16 protein-coding genes are annotated in these 15,957 nt (G+C 71.4%); 5 read left to right on the top strand and 11 right to left on the bottom strand.

The genetic code is table 11. The annotated features are described in order from the left end of the window. Positions 1 to 52 precede the first annotated feature (52 nt). The gene (locus tag E1200_RS20490) at positions 53 to 721 is read left to right on the top strand and encodes a TetR family transcriptional regulator (protein WP_131953667.1); all 669 of its coding nucleotides are present in this window, start codon (positions 53 to 55) and stop codon (positions 719 to 721) included. A 13-nt stretch (positions 722 to 734) separates the two neighbouring features. Here the strand turns inward: E1200_RS20490 and E1200_RS34430 are convergent, their stop codons facing one another. From E1200_RS34430 to E1200_RS20475, 3 genes are all read right to left on the bottom strand, one after another. After that, positions 735 to 1,673 carry a hypothetical protein gene (locus E1200_RS34430; RefSeq protein ID WP_207933457.1) on the bottom strand — a complete coding sequence of 313 codons (939 nt, stop codon included), beginning with the start codon at positions 1,671 to 1,673 and terminating at the stop codon, positions 735 to 737. A gap of 153 nt (positions 1,674 to 1,826) precedes the next feature. Further along, entirely contained in the window at positions 1,827 to 3,599 is a 1,773-nt protein-coding gene (locus E1200_RS20480; protein ID WP_131953666.1) for a prolyl oligopeptidase family serine peptidase, read from the bottom strand. Between the two features lie 60 nt (positions 3,600 to 3,659). Further along, positions 3,660 to 4,418 (bottom strand): MerR family transcriptional regulator, encoded by a 759-nt coding sequence (locus E1200_RS20475; RefSeq protein ID WP_243708716.1) that lies wholly within the window; start codon positions 4,416 to 4,418, stop codon positions 3,660 to 3,662. Between the two features lie 137 nt (positions 4,419 to 4,555). On the opposite strand from E1200_RS20475, the gene E1200_RS20470 reads away from it, so the two are divergent. Beyond that, the gene (locus E1200_RS20470) at positions 4,556 to 4,768 is read left to right on the top strand and encodes a hypothetical protein (protein WP_131953664.1); all 213 of its coding nucleotides are present in this window, start codon (positions 4,556 to 4,558) and stop codon (positions 4,766 to 4,768) included. A 65-nt stretch (positions 4,769 to 4,833) separates the two neighbouring features. On the opposite strand, the gene E1200_RS33845 is transcribed toward E1200_RS20470, so the two are convergent. From E1200_RS33845 to E1200_RS20460, 3 genes are all read right to left on the bottom strand, one after another. After that, positions 4,834 to 4,986, bottom strand: a complete 153-nt coding sequence (locus E1200_RS33845; protein ID WP_165950391.1) for a hypothetical protein — start codon at positions 4,984 to 4,986, stop codon at positions 4,834 to 4,836. Positions 4,987 to 5,084: 98 nt separating this feature from the next. Then, complete coding sequence (locus E1200_RS20465; protein WP_131953663.1) at positions 5,085 to 5,354, bottom strand: hypothetical protein; 270 nt, start codon at positions 5,352 to 5,354, stop codon at positions 5,085 to 5,087. Positions 5,355 to 5,814: 460 nt separating this feature from the next. Beyond that, positions 5,815 to 6,708 carry a LysR family transcriptional regulator gene (locus E1200_RS20460; protein ID WP_131953662.1) on the bottom strand — a complete coding sequence of 298 codons (894 nt, stop codon included), beginning with the start codon at positions 6,706 to 6,708 and terminating at the stop codon, positions 5,815 to 5,817. 91 nt (positions 6,709 to 6,799) lie between these two features. Here E1200_RS20460 and E1200_RS20455 point away from each other — a divergent pair, with 91 nt between their 5' ends. After that, positions 6,800 to 7,918, top strand: coding sequence for a diaminopropionate ammonia-lyase (locus E1200_RS20455; RefSeq protein WP_131953661.1), 1,119 nt, complete (start codon positions 6,800 to 6,802; stop codon positions 7,916 to 7,918). A gap of 168 nt (positions 7,919 to 8,086) precedes the next feature. Beyond that, entirely contained in the window at positions 8,087 to 8,515 is a 429-nt protein-coding gene (locus tag E1200_RS20450) for a hypothetical protein (protein WP_131953660.1), read from the top strand. A gap of 51 nt (positions 8,516 to 8,566) precedes the next feature. Here the strand turns inward: E1200_RS20450 and E1200_RS20445 are convergent, their stop codons facing one another. The 3 genes from E1200_RS20445 to E1200_RS20435 all read right to left on the bottom strand — a co-directional run bounded on the left by E1200_RS20445 (position 8,567) and on the right by E1200_RS20435 (position 13,927). Beyond that, positions 8,567 to 10,225: a catalase gene (locus tag E1200_RS20445; RefSeq protein WP_131953659.1), complete on the bottom strand. Its 1,659-nt coding sequence runs from the start codon at positions 10,223 to 10,225 to the stop codon at positions 8,567 to 8,569. A gap of 187 nt (positions 10,226 to 10,412) precedes the next feature. Then, entirely contained in the window at positions 10,413 to 11,873 is a 1,461-nt protein-coding gene (locus E1200_RS20440; protein ID WP_131953658.1) for a methionine--tRNA ligase, read from the bottom strand. A gap of 134 nt (positions 11,874 to 12,007) precedes the next feature. Continuing rightward, a complete protein-coding gene (locus tag E1200_RS20435; RefSeq protein ID WP_131953657.1) occupies positions 12,008 to 13,927 on the bottom strand; it encodes a BTAD domain-containing putative transcriptional regulator in 1,920 nt (639 codons plus the stop codon). A 58-nt stretch (positions 13,928 to 13,985) separates the two neighbouring features. Here E1200_RS20435 and E1200_RS20430 point away from each other — a divergent pair, with 58 nt between their 5' ends. Then, on the top strand, positions 13,986 to 14,861 hold the full coding sequence (locus tag E1200_RS20430; protein ID WP_131953656.1) for an alpha/beta hydrolase: 876 nt from the start codon (positions 13,986 to 13,988) through the stop codon (positions 14,859 to 14,861). A gap of 122 nt (positions 14,862 to 14,983) precedes the next feature. On the opposite strand, the gene E1200_RS33840 is transcribed toward E1200_RS20430, so the two are convergent. Beyond that, positions 14,984 to 15,127, bottom strand: coding sequence for a hypothetical protein (locus E1200_RS33840; protein ID WP_165950390.1), 144 nt, complete (start codon positions 15,125 to 15,127; stop codon positions 14,984 to 14,986). 83 nt (positions 15,128 to 15,210) lie between these two features. Continuing rightward, positions 15,211 to 15,957, bottom strand: a 747-nt coding sequence (locus tag E1200_RS20425; protein ID WP_131953655.1) for an N-acetylmuramoyl-L-alanine amidase, incomplete at its 5' end; no start/stop codon positions are given.

The following is a 15,957-nucleotide window of genomic DNA, read 5'->3' as shown; positions in this document are numbered from 1 at the left end:
GCGGTGTGGTGTGCGCGTGTGAGGGGTGGGAGGGGGCCTTAGGCTGGCAGGCGTGACCGAGACGAAGGCCGTTAAGTCCGAGCAGACGCGGCGTCTGATCGTCGAGACGGCGCTGCGGCTGTTCCGGGAGCGCGGGTACGAGGCGACGACGATGCGGGCGATCGCCAAGGAGGCGGGCGTCTCGGTCGGCAACGCCTACTACTACTTCGGGTCCAAGGAAGAGCTGATCCAGGCGTACTACGACGAGCTGCAGGACGAGCACGTCGCGGCCTGCCGAGCCGTCCTGGACGCCGAGACCGAGTTCGCGGCACGGCTGCTCGGGGTGCTCAAGGCCCGGGTCGACACGATGGTCCCGTACCACGAGTTCGCCGGGAAGTTCTTCAAGTTCGCCGCCGAGCCGACCAGCCCGCTCAACCCGTTCAGCGCCGAGTCGGGCCCGGCGCGCGAATCGGCGGTGGCGATCTACCGCGAGGTCGTGGAGGGCTCCGACCTGAAGATCGACAAGGAGTTCCGGGCGGAGCTGCCCGAGCTGCTGTGGATCTACTCGATGGGCATCGTCCTGTACTGGGTGCACGACTCCTCGCCGGGCTGCCGCAAGACGTACCTGCTGGTGGAGCGGACCGTCCCGCTGGTCGACCGCATGGTGTCGATGTCGCGCATGCCCGGGTTCAAGTCGGTGACGCGGGAGCTCGTCGGGATCATCCGCGAGGTCCGCGCCTGACCGGCGGAACGGATCACTGGAAGGTGATGTCCCAGTGGTCCTTCTCGCGGGCGAAGAGGGCGCCGTCGGGCGAGCGGTAGAGCTTGGCGCCGTCCTCGCGGACACCCGCGTACTCGTACCGCTCGATCGCCTCGTCCACGCAGCGGGTCGGTGAGATGTCCGCCTTGTAGCCGTTCCAGTGGCTGAGGGCGCCGCTCGCGTGGCCGCGCTCGGTGCCGCCGGTGACGACGATGTCGCAGCCGCTCGACCTCGCGAAGCGGACCAGGCCCTTGATCGTCCCCCAGCGGATCTTCTCGAACGAGGTGCAGGTCCGGATCGTCCGCTTCGAGCAGCCGCCGGTCGAGCGCCAGGCGATGCCGTTCGCACGGAGGATCTCCTCGGCGAAGCGGTGCGCCACGCGGCGCGCCTCGGGGATGCCGTCCGGGAGCACGGCCGGCGCCGGCGCTGCGGACGTCGTCGCCCCGGCCGGCGCGCCGCCCTGGCCCGTGCTCTCCTGCGCCGTGCTCTCCTGCGCCGTGCTCTCCTGCGCCGTGCTCTCCTGGGCTGCGCCGTCTTGGGTCGCGCCGCCGTCCTGGGTCACGGTGCCCTGGGGCGTGACGACCTGAGGTGGAGCGGTCGTCTCCGCCGGGGCCGGCGGGGCCGGGGCGGGCGTTGTGCGCACCAGCAGGGGCGGTCCGGCCGGGGTACGGCCGGATGTGCGGAACGCCCGGTGCCCGGGAGCCGGGCCGCGCAGTGCCAGGAGTTCGGCGGGGCGCGGCGCCGTGGTCTTGGTGCGGCGCGGCGGCGGCTTTTCGGTCGCCGACGCGCGTGGTGTCGTGACGGCGAGGGTCGTGGTGGCGACGGCCAGGCCCGTCACCAGGGCCGTCAGCTGGAACAGCGGGCCGTGCGGCACCGGTTTTCGGTGCCCGGCGGCGAGCCGGACGAGCGCGTGGACGTACCGCAGTTGTTTCACGTGAATCCCCCCGGTCGGCGGCGGCCGCGCGCCCGGGGGGTGTGCCGGCTCCGTACCGGCTCTTCGCTCTACAGGCGGCCGGTCGGAGGAGTGCCCCGCGTTCGATCTTGTAAACGCCGGGGGCGGGCGGCCCGGCCGCCCGCCCCCGGAAGATCACGCCATGCCGAGGTGCTTGCGGGTGAAGTCGAGCTCGGCGGCCATCTGGGTGATCCGCTCCTCGACGACGAGGGAGCCGTGCCCGGCGTCGTACCGGTACACCTCGTGCGGATGGTCCCGCTCGGCCAGCCGCGCGAGGTAGTTGTCGATCTGCCGGATGGGGCAGCGCGGGTCGTTCTCCCCGGCGAGGACCAGCACCGGCGCCCTGACATGCGCGACGTAGGTGATCGGGGACGACTCGCGGTAGCGGTCCGGGACCTCGTCCGGGGAGCCGCCGAACAACGACCGGTCGAACGCCTGCAGCCCCTCCATCTCGTCCTCGTACGCGGCGACGTAGTCGGCGACGGGGACGGCGGCGACGCCGACGCTCCAGTCGTCCGGCTGCGTGCCGAGGCCGAGCAGGGTGAGGAACCCGCCCCACGACCCGCCGGTCAGGACGAGCCGCTCCGGGTCGGCGAGCCCGCTGGACACGGCCCAGTCGCGGACGGCCTTGATGTCCTCCAGTTCGGTGAGGCCGACGCGTCCCTCGATGGCGTCGCGCCACTCCGACCCGTAGCCCGTCGAGCCCCGGTAGTTGACGCGGACGACGGCGAACCCGTGGTCCACCCAGGCGGCGACCGGCGCGACGAACGAGTCGACGTCCTGCGCGGTGGGTCCGCCGTGGACGTCGAACACCGTCGGGAACGGGCGGTCGCCCTCGGGCTTGCTGACCAGCGCGTGGATGCGGCCGCCGGGGCCGTCCACCCACACGTCCTCGACGGGCACGGACGGGGGAGCGGGCGGCCCGGGGGGCGTGAGCACGACCTCGCCGGACGTGGACCTGATCACCGGCGGCTCGGCGGCCGACGACCAGGAGTACTCGACCGTCCCGTCCGGGCGGACGTCGGCCGCGCCGATCACCCCGCGCGGCGTCTCGATCGCGGTCAGGCCCTCGGTGGCGAGGTCGTACCGGTACAGCCGGTCGCGGCCCTCGTGCGAGTGGGAGATCAGCAGCGCGGTCCCGTCCGGGTACCAGGCCGCGCCGATCTCGCCGGGCAGGTCGAGGACGATCTCCTGCTCGGTGCCGGCGACCGGGTCCCAGATGAGCATCTCGTCGCGGCCGCGGCGCTCGTGGTTCACCAGCAGCCGCGCGTCGCCGTCGACGGGGGCGAATCCGGCGGCGTGGACGCCCTTGCCGGGGCCGTCCCACAGGTCGGCGACCGTGCCGCCGTCCGGCCGTACCACGCGCAGCGCCATGTGGCGGCTGTCGCCGTGCTCGCTGTGGCCGATCGCGATCAGGGTCTCGTCACGGGACATCGCGGCGACGTGCGCGTCCTCCGCGTGGTGGTACAGCACCCCGGGCGCCCCGCCCGGCGGGCACAGGTGGACGGTGTTGCCCTCCTCGGTCGTCCGCCCGACGACGGCGAGGCCGGAGCGGCCCAGGCACAGGCCGGACGGGTACGACGGTTCGAGGCCGGCGACGGCGGGGACGCTCTCGGCCCCCTCCTCCGCGCCGAACGGCACGCGCTTCCAGACGCCGAACTCGTCGCCGTCGGTGTCGGCGAACCACCAGACCCACTCGCCGGTCGGGTCGATGGTGCCGATCCAGGTGCCGTTCGGGCGGTCGGTCACCTGGCGGCGCTCGCCGGTGTCACGGTTCCACGTGTAGATCTCCCAGGTTCCGGTGACGTTCGACCGGTAGATGCTGTGGCTCGGGGCGTCTCTGGCCCATCGGGGCAGGCTCATCCCGGCGGCCCGGAATCTCGCCTTCCAGCGTTCGTCGTCGACCATGCCCCAAGTATCGCGGCCGGGCGGCCGTGCGGCGGCCGGGGCGCGCCCCGGCCGCGGCGCTCAGGGGGCGGCGAGGCGGCCGAGCAGCTGGTCGATCGCGGCGCGGACCTGCCGGTCCATGGCGCGGGCGAAGCCCGCCTCCACGGTGACCTGCGCGCCGGGACGCAGCCGCGCGAGGGTGTCGGTCAGCTCGCCGAGGTCCTGCTCGTCGAGCCGGCCGACGACGTGCGTGGCGATCATCTGGAGGAACATGGCCGCGAGGTCGTCCATGGTGTGCTGGAGCCGCTGCCCGGCGGACAGGATCTCCTCCAGCGGTACCCCGGCCTGGACGAGCGTCACCGTCGCCTCCAGCTGGCGGCGGCTCCAGTGGGTGACGCGGTCGCCGTCGATCTCGATGTGGCCCTGCGCGACGGCCCGCTCCACGGACGCCGCGTCGACCTGGCCCGGGAACAGCGCCGCCAGCTCGTCCAGCGTCATCGTCACCGGGACCTCGCGCGACCACGGCGTCGTGACGGCCTTCTCCACGCCGAGGACGGCGCCGATGTCGCGGCCCTGCTCCCAGGCGGCGAGGAGCTCGCGGATGCCTTCGAGGGTGTGGCCGCGTTCGAGCAGGTTCGCGATCATGCGGAGGCGGGCGAGGTGGTCCTCGGAGTACAGCCCGATGCGGCCCTCGCGGCGCGGCGGCGGCAGGAGCTTGCGCTCCTGGTAGTAGCGCAGCGTCCGCACCGGGACGCCCGCGGCCCGCGCGAGTTCGCCGATGCGGTACTCGGTTCCGCCGCCGGGGCGGCCGTCCTGGTCGTCCGTCGGCTCATCGCTCACGGGCGCCAGCATAGTTCGCGGCCGGACTCGGACACGTCCCGTCCTGTCCGCGGGGGAACGCTTTCGTTGCGTCCGCGCGTCCGAGTCGCGTCGGTGGCACCCTGTCGCTGACGCGATGTCGCAGAGAGAGGCCGAAGATGCCGAAGAGACGTCCGGTGACGCTGGCGCTGACCGTGGTGGTCGCGGTGACGGGCCTGACCGCGTGCGGTGGCAAGAACCGCTGGTGCGAGCACGACGCGACCGACCGGCGGGTCAGCAACAGCTACTGCGAGCGCGGCGCGGCCGGGTACGAGTGGGAGTCGGACGGCGGCAAGACGAAGATCAAGAAGTCGAAGAAGTCGCGGCACTGACCCCGCCGCCGCCGCCGGCACGGCCGGGCGACGGGCCGTCGGCACGACCGGGCGGACGGTTCCGGCTAGGTGACGCGGCGGTTGGTCATGGTCCTGCGTTGTCGGCGCCGGCGCTTCTCGTTCGCCGTTCGCGCGGCCTGCGCCGCCTCGGTGGCGAGCAGGTCGCGGAGCGAACGCGGGACGATGTCCTCGCGGCGGTCGGTGAACGGTGAACGCATCGGGCTTCCTCCCTGTTCGTACCGGGGTGGTGTCTGTTCGTGCGGGTGGTTGCTGTTCGTGCGGGCCGGTGCCGCAGTGTGGTCAGGCGGCGGCGCGGTCAGGCGGCGGCGAGGTCGCGGGGGTAGGCCGCCGACACGGCGGCAAGGGCCCAGCGCATCCGCGCATGGTAGGTGTCCGGGTGGTCGCCGGCCTCCTGGGCGACGATCGCGGCGCAGGCGCGGCGGTCGCCGCCGCAGGCGCCGAGCCGGGCGTCGATGGCGGCGCGGATCTGCTCGGCGGTGGGCCGGCCGGACTCCTGCAGCTCGCAGCAGAACAGGATCTCGGCCAGCTCGGAGGTCGTCAGCGAGGTGAGGGGCGTGTTCGACATCGTGTGCCTTCTTCCTGCGGAGGGGGCCTCGTCCCCCTGCTGCTCAATATGACTCTGCCCGCCGGGCGAACTGAGCGCCATAAGGGAAAACCCCGGAACGAGGCGGGGCGACCCCCGGGAAGCCCCTCAGGGGGCTCACCTTCGCGGGTATCGGGTATTCGGAGCGGAGGGCTTGCCTCCGCACGTGCGCGGCCCGGTCTCGGGGCTGTGACCCGGGCTTCTGGAATCAAGTTGGTTGGGACTGTACCCCTGAAATCCGGTTTCGGGGCGGAGTCCGCGGCGGCGCCCTACGGGTGTGAACGTGTGCGCGTCCGAGGCTGATTCCGCCGGCGGAATCCGGCGGCGGTTGAACGCGGTGCGCTCGCTCCGGTCACGGGGTCGGGACCGGATCGAACGGCCCTCGGGGTTACGGCCCGTCCGTGAGCCGTGTTACGGCTTGCACGAACTTGTTCTTTCCAGATTAGCCCCGGGAGGCAAATCCGCCGGCGAGCGCGTCGCGGAAGGCCCGCACCGCGGGGTGTGAGCCGCCTCCCCTGCGGGCCGCGGTGAACAGGCGGCGGGTCCGGTCCGCCGCCGGGAGCGGGACGACCGGCACCGTCGGCGGGCGTCCCGACCACACCAGCCCCGGCAGCAGCGCGGCGGCGTGACCGCGTTCGACCAGGCGCAGGTGCAGGAGCAGGTCGGTCGACTCGAACCGCACGTCCGGCTCGAACCCCGCCGTGCGGCAGAGCCGCGTCGCCCACCGCCGCGACGCCGTGCCGGCCGGTTCCATGACCCACGGCGTCTCCGCCAGTTCCCGCAGCCCGGTCCCCTGCGGCGGCGGTTCGGGGAGGGCGAGGGAGATCTCGTCCGCGCCCAGCTCCGCGTACTCGATCCCGGCCGGGCGCGGGCTCGGGTCGCCCGGGTACTCCTCGGTGATGACCAGGTCGAAGTCCCGGGCGAGCAGGCTGGGCAGCGCGCTCTCGGGCTCCCGCTGGGTGATCTCCACACGAAGCCGCGGGTGGGCATCGCGGAGCGCGCTGAGCGCGTCCGGGACCAGCGCGAGCGCGGCCGTCTGGAACGCGGCGACGCGCAGCACCCCCGTCATGTCGCGCAGGGACGCGGCGAGGTCGGCCTCCGCGCGTTCGAGGCGCTCCAGGACGGCCTCGGTGTGCGCGACGAGGATCTCCGCCTGCGCCGTCAGCCGGACGCGCCGCCCCACCGGTTCGAGCAGCGGCACGCCGGCCTCCCTCTCCAGCACGGACAACTGCTGCGAGATCGAGGACGGGCTGTAGGAGAGGGCCTCGGCGACGGCGGCGAGCGTCCCGCGGTGCTTGAGCTCGCGGAGCAGCCGGAGCCGGTGCAGGTCCAGCACGGGCGCACCTCAATTCATCGGTTCAGCTGATGATTATCCCTCGGAAACATTCGCTGGACCGATGAAAGGTGGCTGCGGAAGCGTGTCCTGCATGGTCACGGCTCCCGCTGCGCTCGATCTGTCGATGTTCACCCGGCCGTCGGCACGGGCCTGGACATGCCCGCCGGCCCCCGAGGACGTCGCGTCCTTCCACCGCGGGCTCCCCGGTTACGCCCCGACGCCGCTGGTCGAACTGCCGTCGCTCGCGGCCGAGCTGGGGGTCGGGCGGCTGTTCGTGAAGGACGAGTCGGCCCGCCTCGGACTGCCCGCGTTCAAGATCCTCGGCGCCTCGTGGGGCGTCCACCGGGCGCTGTGCGAGCACTACCGGCTCGCGCCCGGCGCCCCGCTCGGGCGGCTGCGCGACGTCGCCGGCCCGCCGGTGCGGCTCGTCACCGCGACGGACGGCAACCACGGCCGGGCGGTCGCCGCCATGGCCCGCATACTCGGGCTCGCGGCGGACGTCTTCGTCCCGCAGGGCGGCGTCCACCCGGCGGCCGTGGCCGCGATCAAGGAGGAAGGCTCGGGGGTGACCGAGGTGCCGGCGCCCTACGACGAGGCCGTGCGGGTCGCGGCGGACACGGCAGCCTCCGACCCGTCGGCCGTGCTCGTCCAGGACACCGCGTGGCCGGGGTACGAACGCGTCCCGCAGTGGATCGTGGACGGCTACTCCACCCTCTTCACCGAAATCGACGAGCAGCTCGCCTCGGCAGGGGCCGCCCCAGCGGGCCTTGTCGCCGTCCCAGCCGGAGTGGGGTCGCTGGCCCAGGCCGCTGTGACCCACTACAGGTCTGGACGGTCCGCGCCCACGCTGCTCAGCGTGGAGCCCGATGCGGCCCCCTGCGTGCTGACGAGCCTGCATCAAGACCGTCCGGTCACCGTCGAGACCGGAACGACGTCCATGGCGGGGCTCAACTGCGCCACACCGTCCAGCCTTGCCTGGCCTTACCTCCGCTCAGGCGTGGACGCGGCAGTAGCGGTCAGCGACGCCGATGCCGCCCAGGCCGCCCACGACCTCATCTCCCTCGGGGTGCCTGCAGGGCCCTGCGGTGCCGCCTCCCTGGCGGGCATCCGCGCCGCACTCGCCTCGCGGCACCGCTCGGCCCTCGCGCCCGAGCACGCGGACACGATCGTCCTGTTGAGCACGGAAGGCACCACGGCCAACCCCGCATGACACATCTTGGTCATTTGCGAAATTTGGGGGAGGCAATTCGGCCTACGCGCCGGTAACATGCCGGTACCTCATTCGCGCGACCCGCTCGTCCCGGCCGGCCTCCCGCTCCCGCCACTCGCCCCGTCGGCGCGCGGGCCGCCGCCCGCCAACGAAAGGGGGGACGACCCAATGCAGCCCGATCTGGAGCGGTTCCTCACCGACCGCCTCGACGAGATCACCGCCGAGGTCGTCCGCGAGATCAACGTCCGCGTGCCCGCCTACGCCCACGTGCGGGCCGGTGCCGTGGGCACGCTCGTCCGCGACGCCGTGTCCGCCTACCTCGGCGCCCGCGACAAGACCGCCGTGCTCGACGCGTTCCGCGTCCTCGGGGCCGGGGAGGCCCGCGCCGGACACGACGTCCGCCACTTCGAGACCGCGATGCGCACCGGCGCCCGCGTCATCGTCCGCCGGACCGCCAACGCCGCCGCCCACCTCTACCCGCCCACCGCCGAGTACATCACCGTCATGGAGACCGCCTTCAGCGCCGAGGACGAACTCGTCAAGGCCGCGGTGGACGGTGCCCGTACGACGGCCGGAATCACCGTCAAGGGCGCCTGAACGACGCCAGGGTGCGGCGCGCCGGCGCCGCACCCTGCCGAATCGTCCGGGCTAGCCCGCGTGGGCCGCCCTCTCGTTCGGGACGCAGTGGGTCATCTTCAGGCCGTTGACGTCCCGCGGGCCGTTGTTGCCGAGGTTCGACAGCCGCTTCCGGTCCTCGTCGGTCAGGTCCTGGCTGGCGAGCGGCTCCAGGTGCTTGACGTCGTCGGGGCCGATGCCGAGGCCCTCACCGACGCGCAGCCCCAGGTCGTCCTCCACCATCAGCAGATGCCACACCATGCGCTCCTGGACGGGACGCACGCACTCGGAGATCCCGGCGACGAAGTTCTTGACGAGGTCGTCACGCTCCCAGTCCTCCATCAGCAGGTAGCGCTCCCCCGCCTGCTTGTAGTCGTTGGTCCGCTCGATGCGCTTGCGCGTCACCCGGCCCCGGATCTCGGGCCCCTGCTCGTCGTGCGTCGGGAACTGCCCCTCCCGCAGCCCGCCCGTGATGGACGGCTCGTAGTTCACGTGCGGGTTGTCGCCCGACGAGTCGACGTAGTACGTCATCTGCCCGTCGCGCTGGTTCGTCTTCACCTGCGAGCCCTTGGCCTGGTTGACGGGGAGCTGCAGGTAGTTCGGGCCCACCCGGTAGCGCTGGGTGTCGCTGTAGGAGAACGTCCGCCCGACGAGCATCTTGTCGTCGGAGAAGTCGAGACCGTCCACCAGGACGCCCGTGCCGAACGAGATCTGCTCGTTCTCGGCGAAGTTGTCCTCCACGTTCCTGTCGAGGACGATCCGCCCCACCGGCAGCGCGGGGAAGTCGTTCTCCGGCCACGTCTTGGTGTCGTCGAGCGGGTCCCAGTCGAGCTCGGGGTGTTCGTGGTCGTCCATCATCTGGACGACCAGCTCCCACTCCGGGTACTCGCCGCGCTCGATGGCCTCGTGCAGGTCCTTGCTGGCGTGCCCCAGGTCGTTCGCCTGGATCGCCGCAGCGTCGGCCTCCGTCATGCTCTTTACGCCCTGCTTCGGCATCCAGTGGTACTTGACGAGCTTCGTCTCGCCCGCCTCGTTCACCCACTTGTAGGTGTTCACGCCGAAGCCCTGCATGTGCCGGTAGTCCGCCGGGATGCCGCGCGGGCTGAACAGGTTGACCAGCATGTGCATCGACTCAGGGCTCTGCGACATGAAGTCGAAGATGCGCGCCGGCTCCTGGCGGAACGTCACCGGGTCGGGCTTGAGGGCGTGGATGACGTCGGGGAACTTGATGGCGTCGCGGATGAAGAACACCGCGAGGTTGTTCCCGACGAGGTCCCAGTTGCCGTCCTCGGTGTAGAACTTGATCGCGAACCCGCGCGGGTCCCGCGCCGTCTCGGCCGAGTCGCGCCCGCCGATGACCGTGGAGAACCGCAGCGCGATCGGCGTCCGCTTGCCCTCCTCCTGGAACAGCTTGGCGCGGGTGTAGTTCGAGATCGGCTCGTCACCCCACTTGCCGTACGCCTCGAAGAAGCCGTACGCCGTCTTGCCGCGGGCGTGCACGACACGCTCCGGGATGCGCTCCCGGTCGAAGTGGCTGATCTTCTCCAGGAACTGGTAGTTCTCCAGCGTCGCCGGGCCGCGGGACCCCACGGTGCGCTGGTTCTGGTTGTCGTAGACCGGGTGGCCCTGCCGATTGGTCAGCACCGGACGCTCGTCCCCCGGTTGCGATCCCTTGCTCGAAACGTCGGTCACGACAAGCTCTCCTCTCGCGGTTCAGGGGGTCGCTCCGCCCTCGGCGGGCTCGACGGCACCGCGCCATCGGACACACCGGACGAAAAGACTCGCTGACGCCCTACCCGAGAGGAGCGTGAGTAACGTCCCCATCCAGGTAAACCGTGCACCATGCCCTGACCAGGGAGAACAAGGCCCGGTTCGGCGGTCAGGCGAGGCGGCGGAACACCGGCGAGGGCTGGGGGAGCCGGTCACCGGCGCACTGCCGTGCGATGCGGGCGGCGGCGTCGGGCAGGAAGGGCGCCAGGACGTCGGCGACGGTGCGGCAGGCGCCGACCAGCTCGGCGAGGACGTCGTCCAGCCGCGGGTCACCGGCTTTCGCAAGCTCCCAGGGCCGCACCCGGTTGATGTGCCGATTGGCCTGGTCGACGACCTCCCCGACGGCGGAGGTGGCACGGCGGAAGTCGTAGTCGTCGAGCGCTTCGGCGACGAGTGCGGGGGCCGCGCGGCACACTTCGTCCAGCTCACCGGGGCCTTCGCGGACGGAAACGGCGCCGCCCCGGTACCGGTGGACCATCGACACGACCCGGTTGACCAGGTTCCCGAGCCCGTTGGCCAGCTCGTCGTCGGCGCGGGCGACGAGCCGCCCGGCCGTGAAGTCGGCGTCCCCGGCCTTCGGCACCTCGCGCAGCAGCCACCACCGGACGGCGTCCACGCCGTACTGCCGGACGAGCGCGACGGGATCGGCGGTGGCGCCGCCCGACTTGCTGATCTTGCGCCCGGCGGCGGTGAGGTAGCCGTGCACCAGGACCTCGGTCGGCAGCGGAAGCCCGGCGGACAGCAGCATCGCCGGCCAGTAGACGGCGTGGAACCGCAGGACGCCCTTCCCGGCGAGATGGACGCGACGCTCGCTCCCCGTCCACCACCGCTCGTATGCCGGTGCGCCCTGGCCGTAGCCGAGTGCGGTGATGTAGTTGCCGAGCGCGTCCCACCACACGTAAATGGTCTGGCCGGGATCGTCCGGTACCGGGATTCCCCAGCCGCGCGCACGCTCGGTCGATCGGGAAACGGAGAAGTCCGCCAGGCCGCCGGCAATGAACGAGAGCACCTCGTTGCGCCGCTCGGCCGGTTCGACGCGCAATTCGCCGCGGTCGATGATGCCGTGCAGCTTCTCCGCGTACCGGGACAGGCGGAAGAACCAGTTCTCCTCGGAGATCTGCTGCGGGACGGTGTCGTGTTCGGGGCAGCGTCCGTCGCAAAGTTCGGCCTCGCCGTAGAACTGCTCGCAACCGACGCAGTAGAGCCCCTCATAGTGCCGCCGGTACAGGTCGCCGGAGTCGGCACAGGCGCGCCACAGCCGTTCGACGCCTGCGCGGTGCCGGGGGTCGCGGCTGGTGCGGATGACGTCGTCCACCGACAAGGACAACGGGCCGGCCAGTGCGACGAACTCCTCGGCGAGCCGGTCGACGAACTCCTGGACGTTCTCGCCGGCGGCTTCAGCGGCAAGGACGTTCTTCAGCGAGTTGTCGTCCGTCCCCGTCTGGAATCGCACGGGCTCGGTGCGGCGTCTGTGCCGGGCGAGCACGTCTGCCTGGACGAGTTCCAGCGCGAATCCCAGATGCGGACGCGCGTTGACGTACGGAATGGTCGTGGTGATGTAAGTGCTCAAGGGAGCCTCCGGGAAATCGGGACCCCACAACGAGAAAAGGCCCCGCGAACAGGGCCTCGAAGAACGTTTAGCGTCAGCGACCCCGCGAGCGGGGCATCATCACCTGGGCGGAGAACGTCCTCATAACACCGAGTCTAACCGTCCGCTCGCCGAAGGTAATGGGTCACCGGGCCGAAGGTGAGGAGGCCGCTACCGGCACCCGCCAGCTCTCCGGCGGCCGGGGCGAGCGTGTCGCGGGCGCGCGCCATCATCTCCTTGTCGTCCACGGCCATCGCCGCCTGGGCGAGGAGGCACCACATGGCCTCGAACAGCAGGTCGCGGGGTGGCTCCGGTGCCTTGCGCAGCGCTGCGGCGGCTTCGCGTGGACGCTGCTGCGCCACCAGAACCAAGGGGCGGGTCCAAGGCTCGTAAGGCCCCCAGTCGGTGTGCGGCTCCGTTTGCGCAGGCCGCCCCTCCCTGATGCGCAGGGACAGCCGAGCAAGCGCGGGCAGGCCGCCCGCCAGCCCCGGCATACCTGAACCGTCCAGCCGGGCGATGGCGTCCCGGTAGGCGGCCTCGACCTCTTCCTGCGGCTGATCGGACGCGGCGAGCCGCAGCGCCCGGTACCAGGTGCTGAACACGCCGACCAGGGGTCGCTCGTGCCGCTCGGCGAGACGATCCGCCGCCGCGGCGTGCTCGTCGGCGGCCGGGAAGTCGGCGAGCGCGCTCCGCGCCTGCATCCGGACGAGGTGGCCGAGGACGAGAAAGCTGGGCAGATCATGCCGGACGGCTATGTCGATCAGCTCGGCCCCTATATCGTCGCGTTCCGGCGCCAGCCCTGCCCGGTGGAACGTCTGCATGAAGACGCCGTTTAGCGCGAACGCCAGAAGCGCGGGATCGTCCAGGTTCCGGGCGAGTCGCTCCGCCTCGGCGGCGGCTTCGCGGGCACGGCCGCCGCGGCTGCCGCGCGACTCCAGCGCGATCGTCGCGAGGAGGCGCGCCCGCGCCGGCCCCGGCCCGTCCGGCAGCGCTGCGAGGGCGCGTTCGGCCGCCGACACGACCTCGGCGGCCTGCGGTGGGTCGTCCGACCGCGTCCAGATCGCCGGGACGTCGTACGCGCCGATCACCCGCGCGGTCAGCTCCGCTTCGCCGAGCCGCTCCGCCGCCGCGATGGCCGCCATCCGCTGCCCGCGCGCCGCCTCCAGCCCGCCGCCGCCGGTCACCGCGAGGTTGCGCAGGATCCCGACCGTCGACTCCAGCCGCGCCCGCGAACCCGCTGCCACGGTGCGGTCATAGGTGAAGGCCGCCTCCGCCCACACCTGCGACGTCGTGTCCGGGTCTTCTTGGCGAAGGATGCTCTCCTCTAGGCGGCGCAACGCCGGGCTTGGGTCGATGCCCAGTTGCTCTACCAGCAGTGCTCGTGCGCGGCGGAGAACAGCCAGCGCATCACCTTGGCGACCGGTGCGGTACAGCGCGAGAGCAAGGAGACGCCACGCGTCCTCACGCCAAGGGTGCTCTGCCACGTGTGCATCGAGATCCGGCACCGCTTCGGTGGCTAGGCCCAGGTCAAGCTTGGCCTCGGCCCTGCGTTCGATGGCCCGCAAACGGAGTTCGTTCAGCCGCGACCGCTCCGCATGGGCCCACTCGTCGTCGGCGAACTCGGCATAGGCGGGGCCACGCCACCATCCAAGCGCCTCGTCCAGCCCCGTGAGCGCCTCCTTCGGCGGACCGTCTGGAGCGCTGACCACCCGTTCGAAGCGCCAGGCATCGACCGCGTCCGTGCGCAGTGCGTACCCCGGGCCCTCGGTGACCAGAAGCCGGGACGGTGCCCGCGATGGACGTTCAGGCTCCAGAGCCCGGCGCAACGCCGCCACGAACGTCCTCACCGCGCCGACCGCGTCCGCCGGGGGAACATCCCACAGATCGTCGACGAGCCGCGAAACGGGGACGACACGGCCGCGGGCGATGATGAGCCGGGCCAGCACCGCTCGATGCCTCGGCCCCTTCAGTGGGAGCTCATCGCCGGAGCCGTCCCAGGCCGTCACCGGCCCCAACACCCCGAAAACGACGTCCACACAAGCCACGCTATAGCGCGCTCATCCGATGCTCATTCGCGTCGAGCAGCCTAGGGCCATGTTCAACGAATTCGACTACAAGCGTGTCCCTGTCACCGACGACGTGTCCCTCAACGTGGCGGTCGCAGGCACCGGCACTCCCATCGTCCTTCTGCACGGCTTCCCGCAGACCCACCTGATGTGGCGTCACGTTGCGGCCGACCTTGCGTCCGACCACACCGTCATCTGCCCCGACCTACGCGGATACGGAGACAGCGACAAGCCCGCCGACGACTACTCCAAGCGCACCATGGCCGCGGACATCGTCTCCCTGGCGCGGGCCCTGGGCCACGACCACTTCGCCCTAGCGGGACACGACCGCGGCGCCCTGGTCGCCTTCCGCGTCGGCCTCGACCACCCGGACACGATCACCCACCTCGCCTGCCTCGACGTCCTCCCGACCCTGGACATGTGGGACGCGATGCACGGCGTCACCGCGGCGGTGGGCTTCCACCTCTACCTGATGGCCCAGCCCCAGGGGCTGCCCGAACAACTGATAGCCGGGGCTCCGGACGCGTTCTTCGGCCACTTCCTCGACCTGTGGACGAACGACCCGTCCGCGATCCCCGCCGACGTCCGGACCGCCTACCTCGACGCCAGCCGCAACGCGATCCCGTCGATCGTCGCCGACTACCGCGCGTCCGCGGGCATCGACATCGAACACGACCAGGCCGACCGGGACGCAGGCAACCGGCTGCAGATGCCCGTGACCGTCCTCCAGCAGGACTGGGGAGCCGCCCTGGGCTACGACGCCGTCGCCCTATGGAGCGCATGGGCCGCCGACCTGGACCACGCCACCGTCCCCTACGGCCACTTCATGGCCGAAGAGGCCCCGGCGGAAGTGGCGAAGGCACTCAGGACGCTGCTGACTCGCGGCGTTCAGCACAAATCATGACCGGTTCGGACGCCGTCCAGCGGGTCACGACCAGCAGTTGACGACATCCATGAGATCTCCCGGGGAGGGCGCGGCCCGCACGCCGCATCCTGCCGGGAGATCCGTTCAGCGCCAGAGAACGGCTACCAGGGCGGGCCGCCCTGCGTCGCCGCCCACACCCACACATAAATGATGAACGCGGTAGCGGCCAGCCCGAGCAGCATCTCCCAGCTGAACGCGATGCGCGCTCCCTTGCGAGCCGGCTTCGAGGCGTCTCTATGGGCCATCCTCATCACCCATTCGTCCGGTGTCACTTCTCCACCTAACCGGACATTTCGCCCCGCAACCCCACGGCATGGCAAACAGTGGCCTACCGGCCGAAGTAGATCTCGAACCCCTGCGCGATCGAGTCGGCCATGCGCTGCCGGAACGACGGGTCCGACATCTTGGCCGCGTCCTCCGGGTTGCTCATGTTGCCGCACTCGATGAACGTGGTCGGCACCTTGGCCAGGTTGAGCCCACCGAGGTCATCGCGCCGGTCCAGGCCGTCCTCACCGATGTACGTCGAGTAGGGCATCCCGGTACCGGCCCGATACGCCTCCCGGATCGCCTGCCCCAGCCGCACGGAACCGTCCACGATGCCCGCGTTCTCCCCCACGGCCACCGGCACGATGACGTGAAACCCGCGCCCGGAACCTGGCCCCCCGTCCCCATGCACGGAAACCGCTGCATCTGCCCCGACACGTCCCCCGGTAGCCGCCCGCTCCGTGATGCAGGGCCCGACCCCGTCGTCACTCTCCCGAGTGAACTCGACCTCGGCCCCCTTGTCCCGCAGCACCTTCGCCAGCCGATTGGCCACGTCCCAGGTGAAGGCGTGCTCGGTGTACCCATCGGCCGTGGTGGTCCCGGTCGTGTCACAAGCCTTGCGCCCGTTCCCCACGGACACCTGCTTGTTGATCTCCTCCGGATGATCGGCATTCCCGCCGTTATGCCCCGGATCGACCACGATCACTTTGCCGTCGACCGAGGACTCCGCCGAAGCAGTAGGCGGCGCTTCATCACCACCGCCGCCGCCCCCACACCCGACAAGCAGCCCGACACCCAACACCACACCAGC

It is taken from the genome of Actinomadura sp. GC306 (genome assembly GCF_004348665.1).
Lineage (GTDB): Bacteria > Actinomycetota > Actinomycetes > Streptosporangiales > Streptosporangiaceae > Spirillospora.
This window is presented reverse-complemented; position numbering and strand designations above follow the sequence as displayed.

Bases quoted from the DNA above. Each gene is read 5' to 3' on its own strand.
- E1200_RS20480 (WP_131953666.1), bottom strand. From the start codon at position 3,599: ATGGTCGACGACGAACGCTGGAAGGCGAGATTCCGGGCCGCCGGGATG.
- E1200_RS20470 (WP_131953664.1), top strand. From the start codon at position 4,556: ATGCCGAAGAGACGTCCGGTGACGCTGGCGCTGACCGTGGTGGTCGCG.
- E1200_RS33845 (WP_165950391.1), bottom strand. From the start codon at position 4,986: ATGCGTTCACCGTTCACCGACCGCCGCGAGGACATCGTCCCGCGTTCG.
- E1200_RS20465 (WP_131953663.1), bottom strand. From the start codon at position 5,354: ATGTCGAACACGCCCCTCACCTCGCTGACGACCTCCGAGCTGGCCGAG.
- E1200_RS20455 (WP_131953661.1), top strand. From the start codon at position 6,800: ATGGTCACGGCTCCCGCTGCGCTCGATCTGTCGATGTTCACCCGGCCG.
- E1200_RS20450 (WP_131953660.1), top strand. From the start codon at position 8,087: ATGCAGCCCGATCTGGAGCGGTTCCTCACCGACCGCCTCGACGAGATC.
- E1200_RS20430 (WP_131953656.1), top strand. From the start codon at position 13,986: ATGTTCAACGAATTCGACTACAAGCGTGTCCCTGTCACCGACGACGTG.
- E1200_RS33840 (WP_165950390.1), bottom strand. From the start codon at position 15,127: ATGGCCCATAGAGACGCCTCGAAGCCGGCTCGCAAGGGAGCGCGCATC.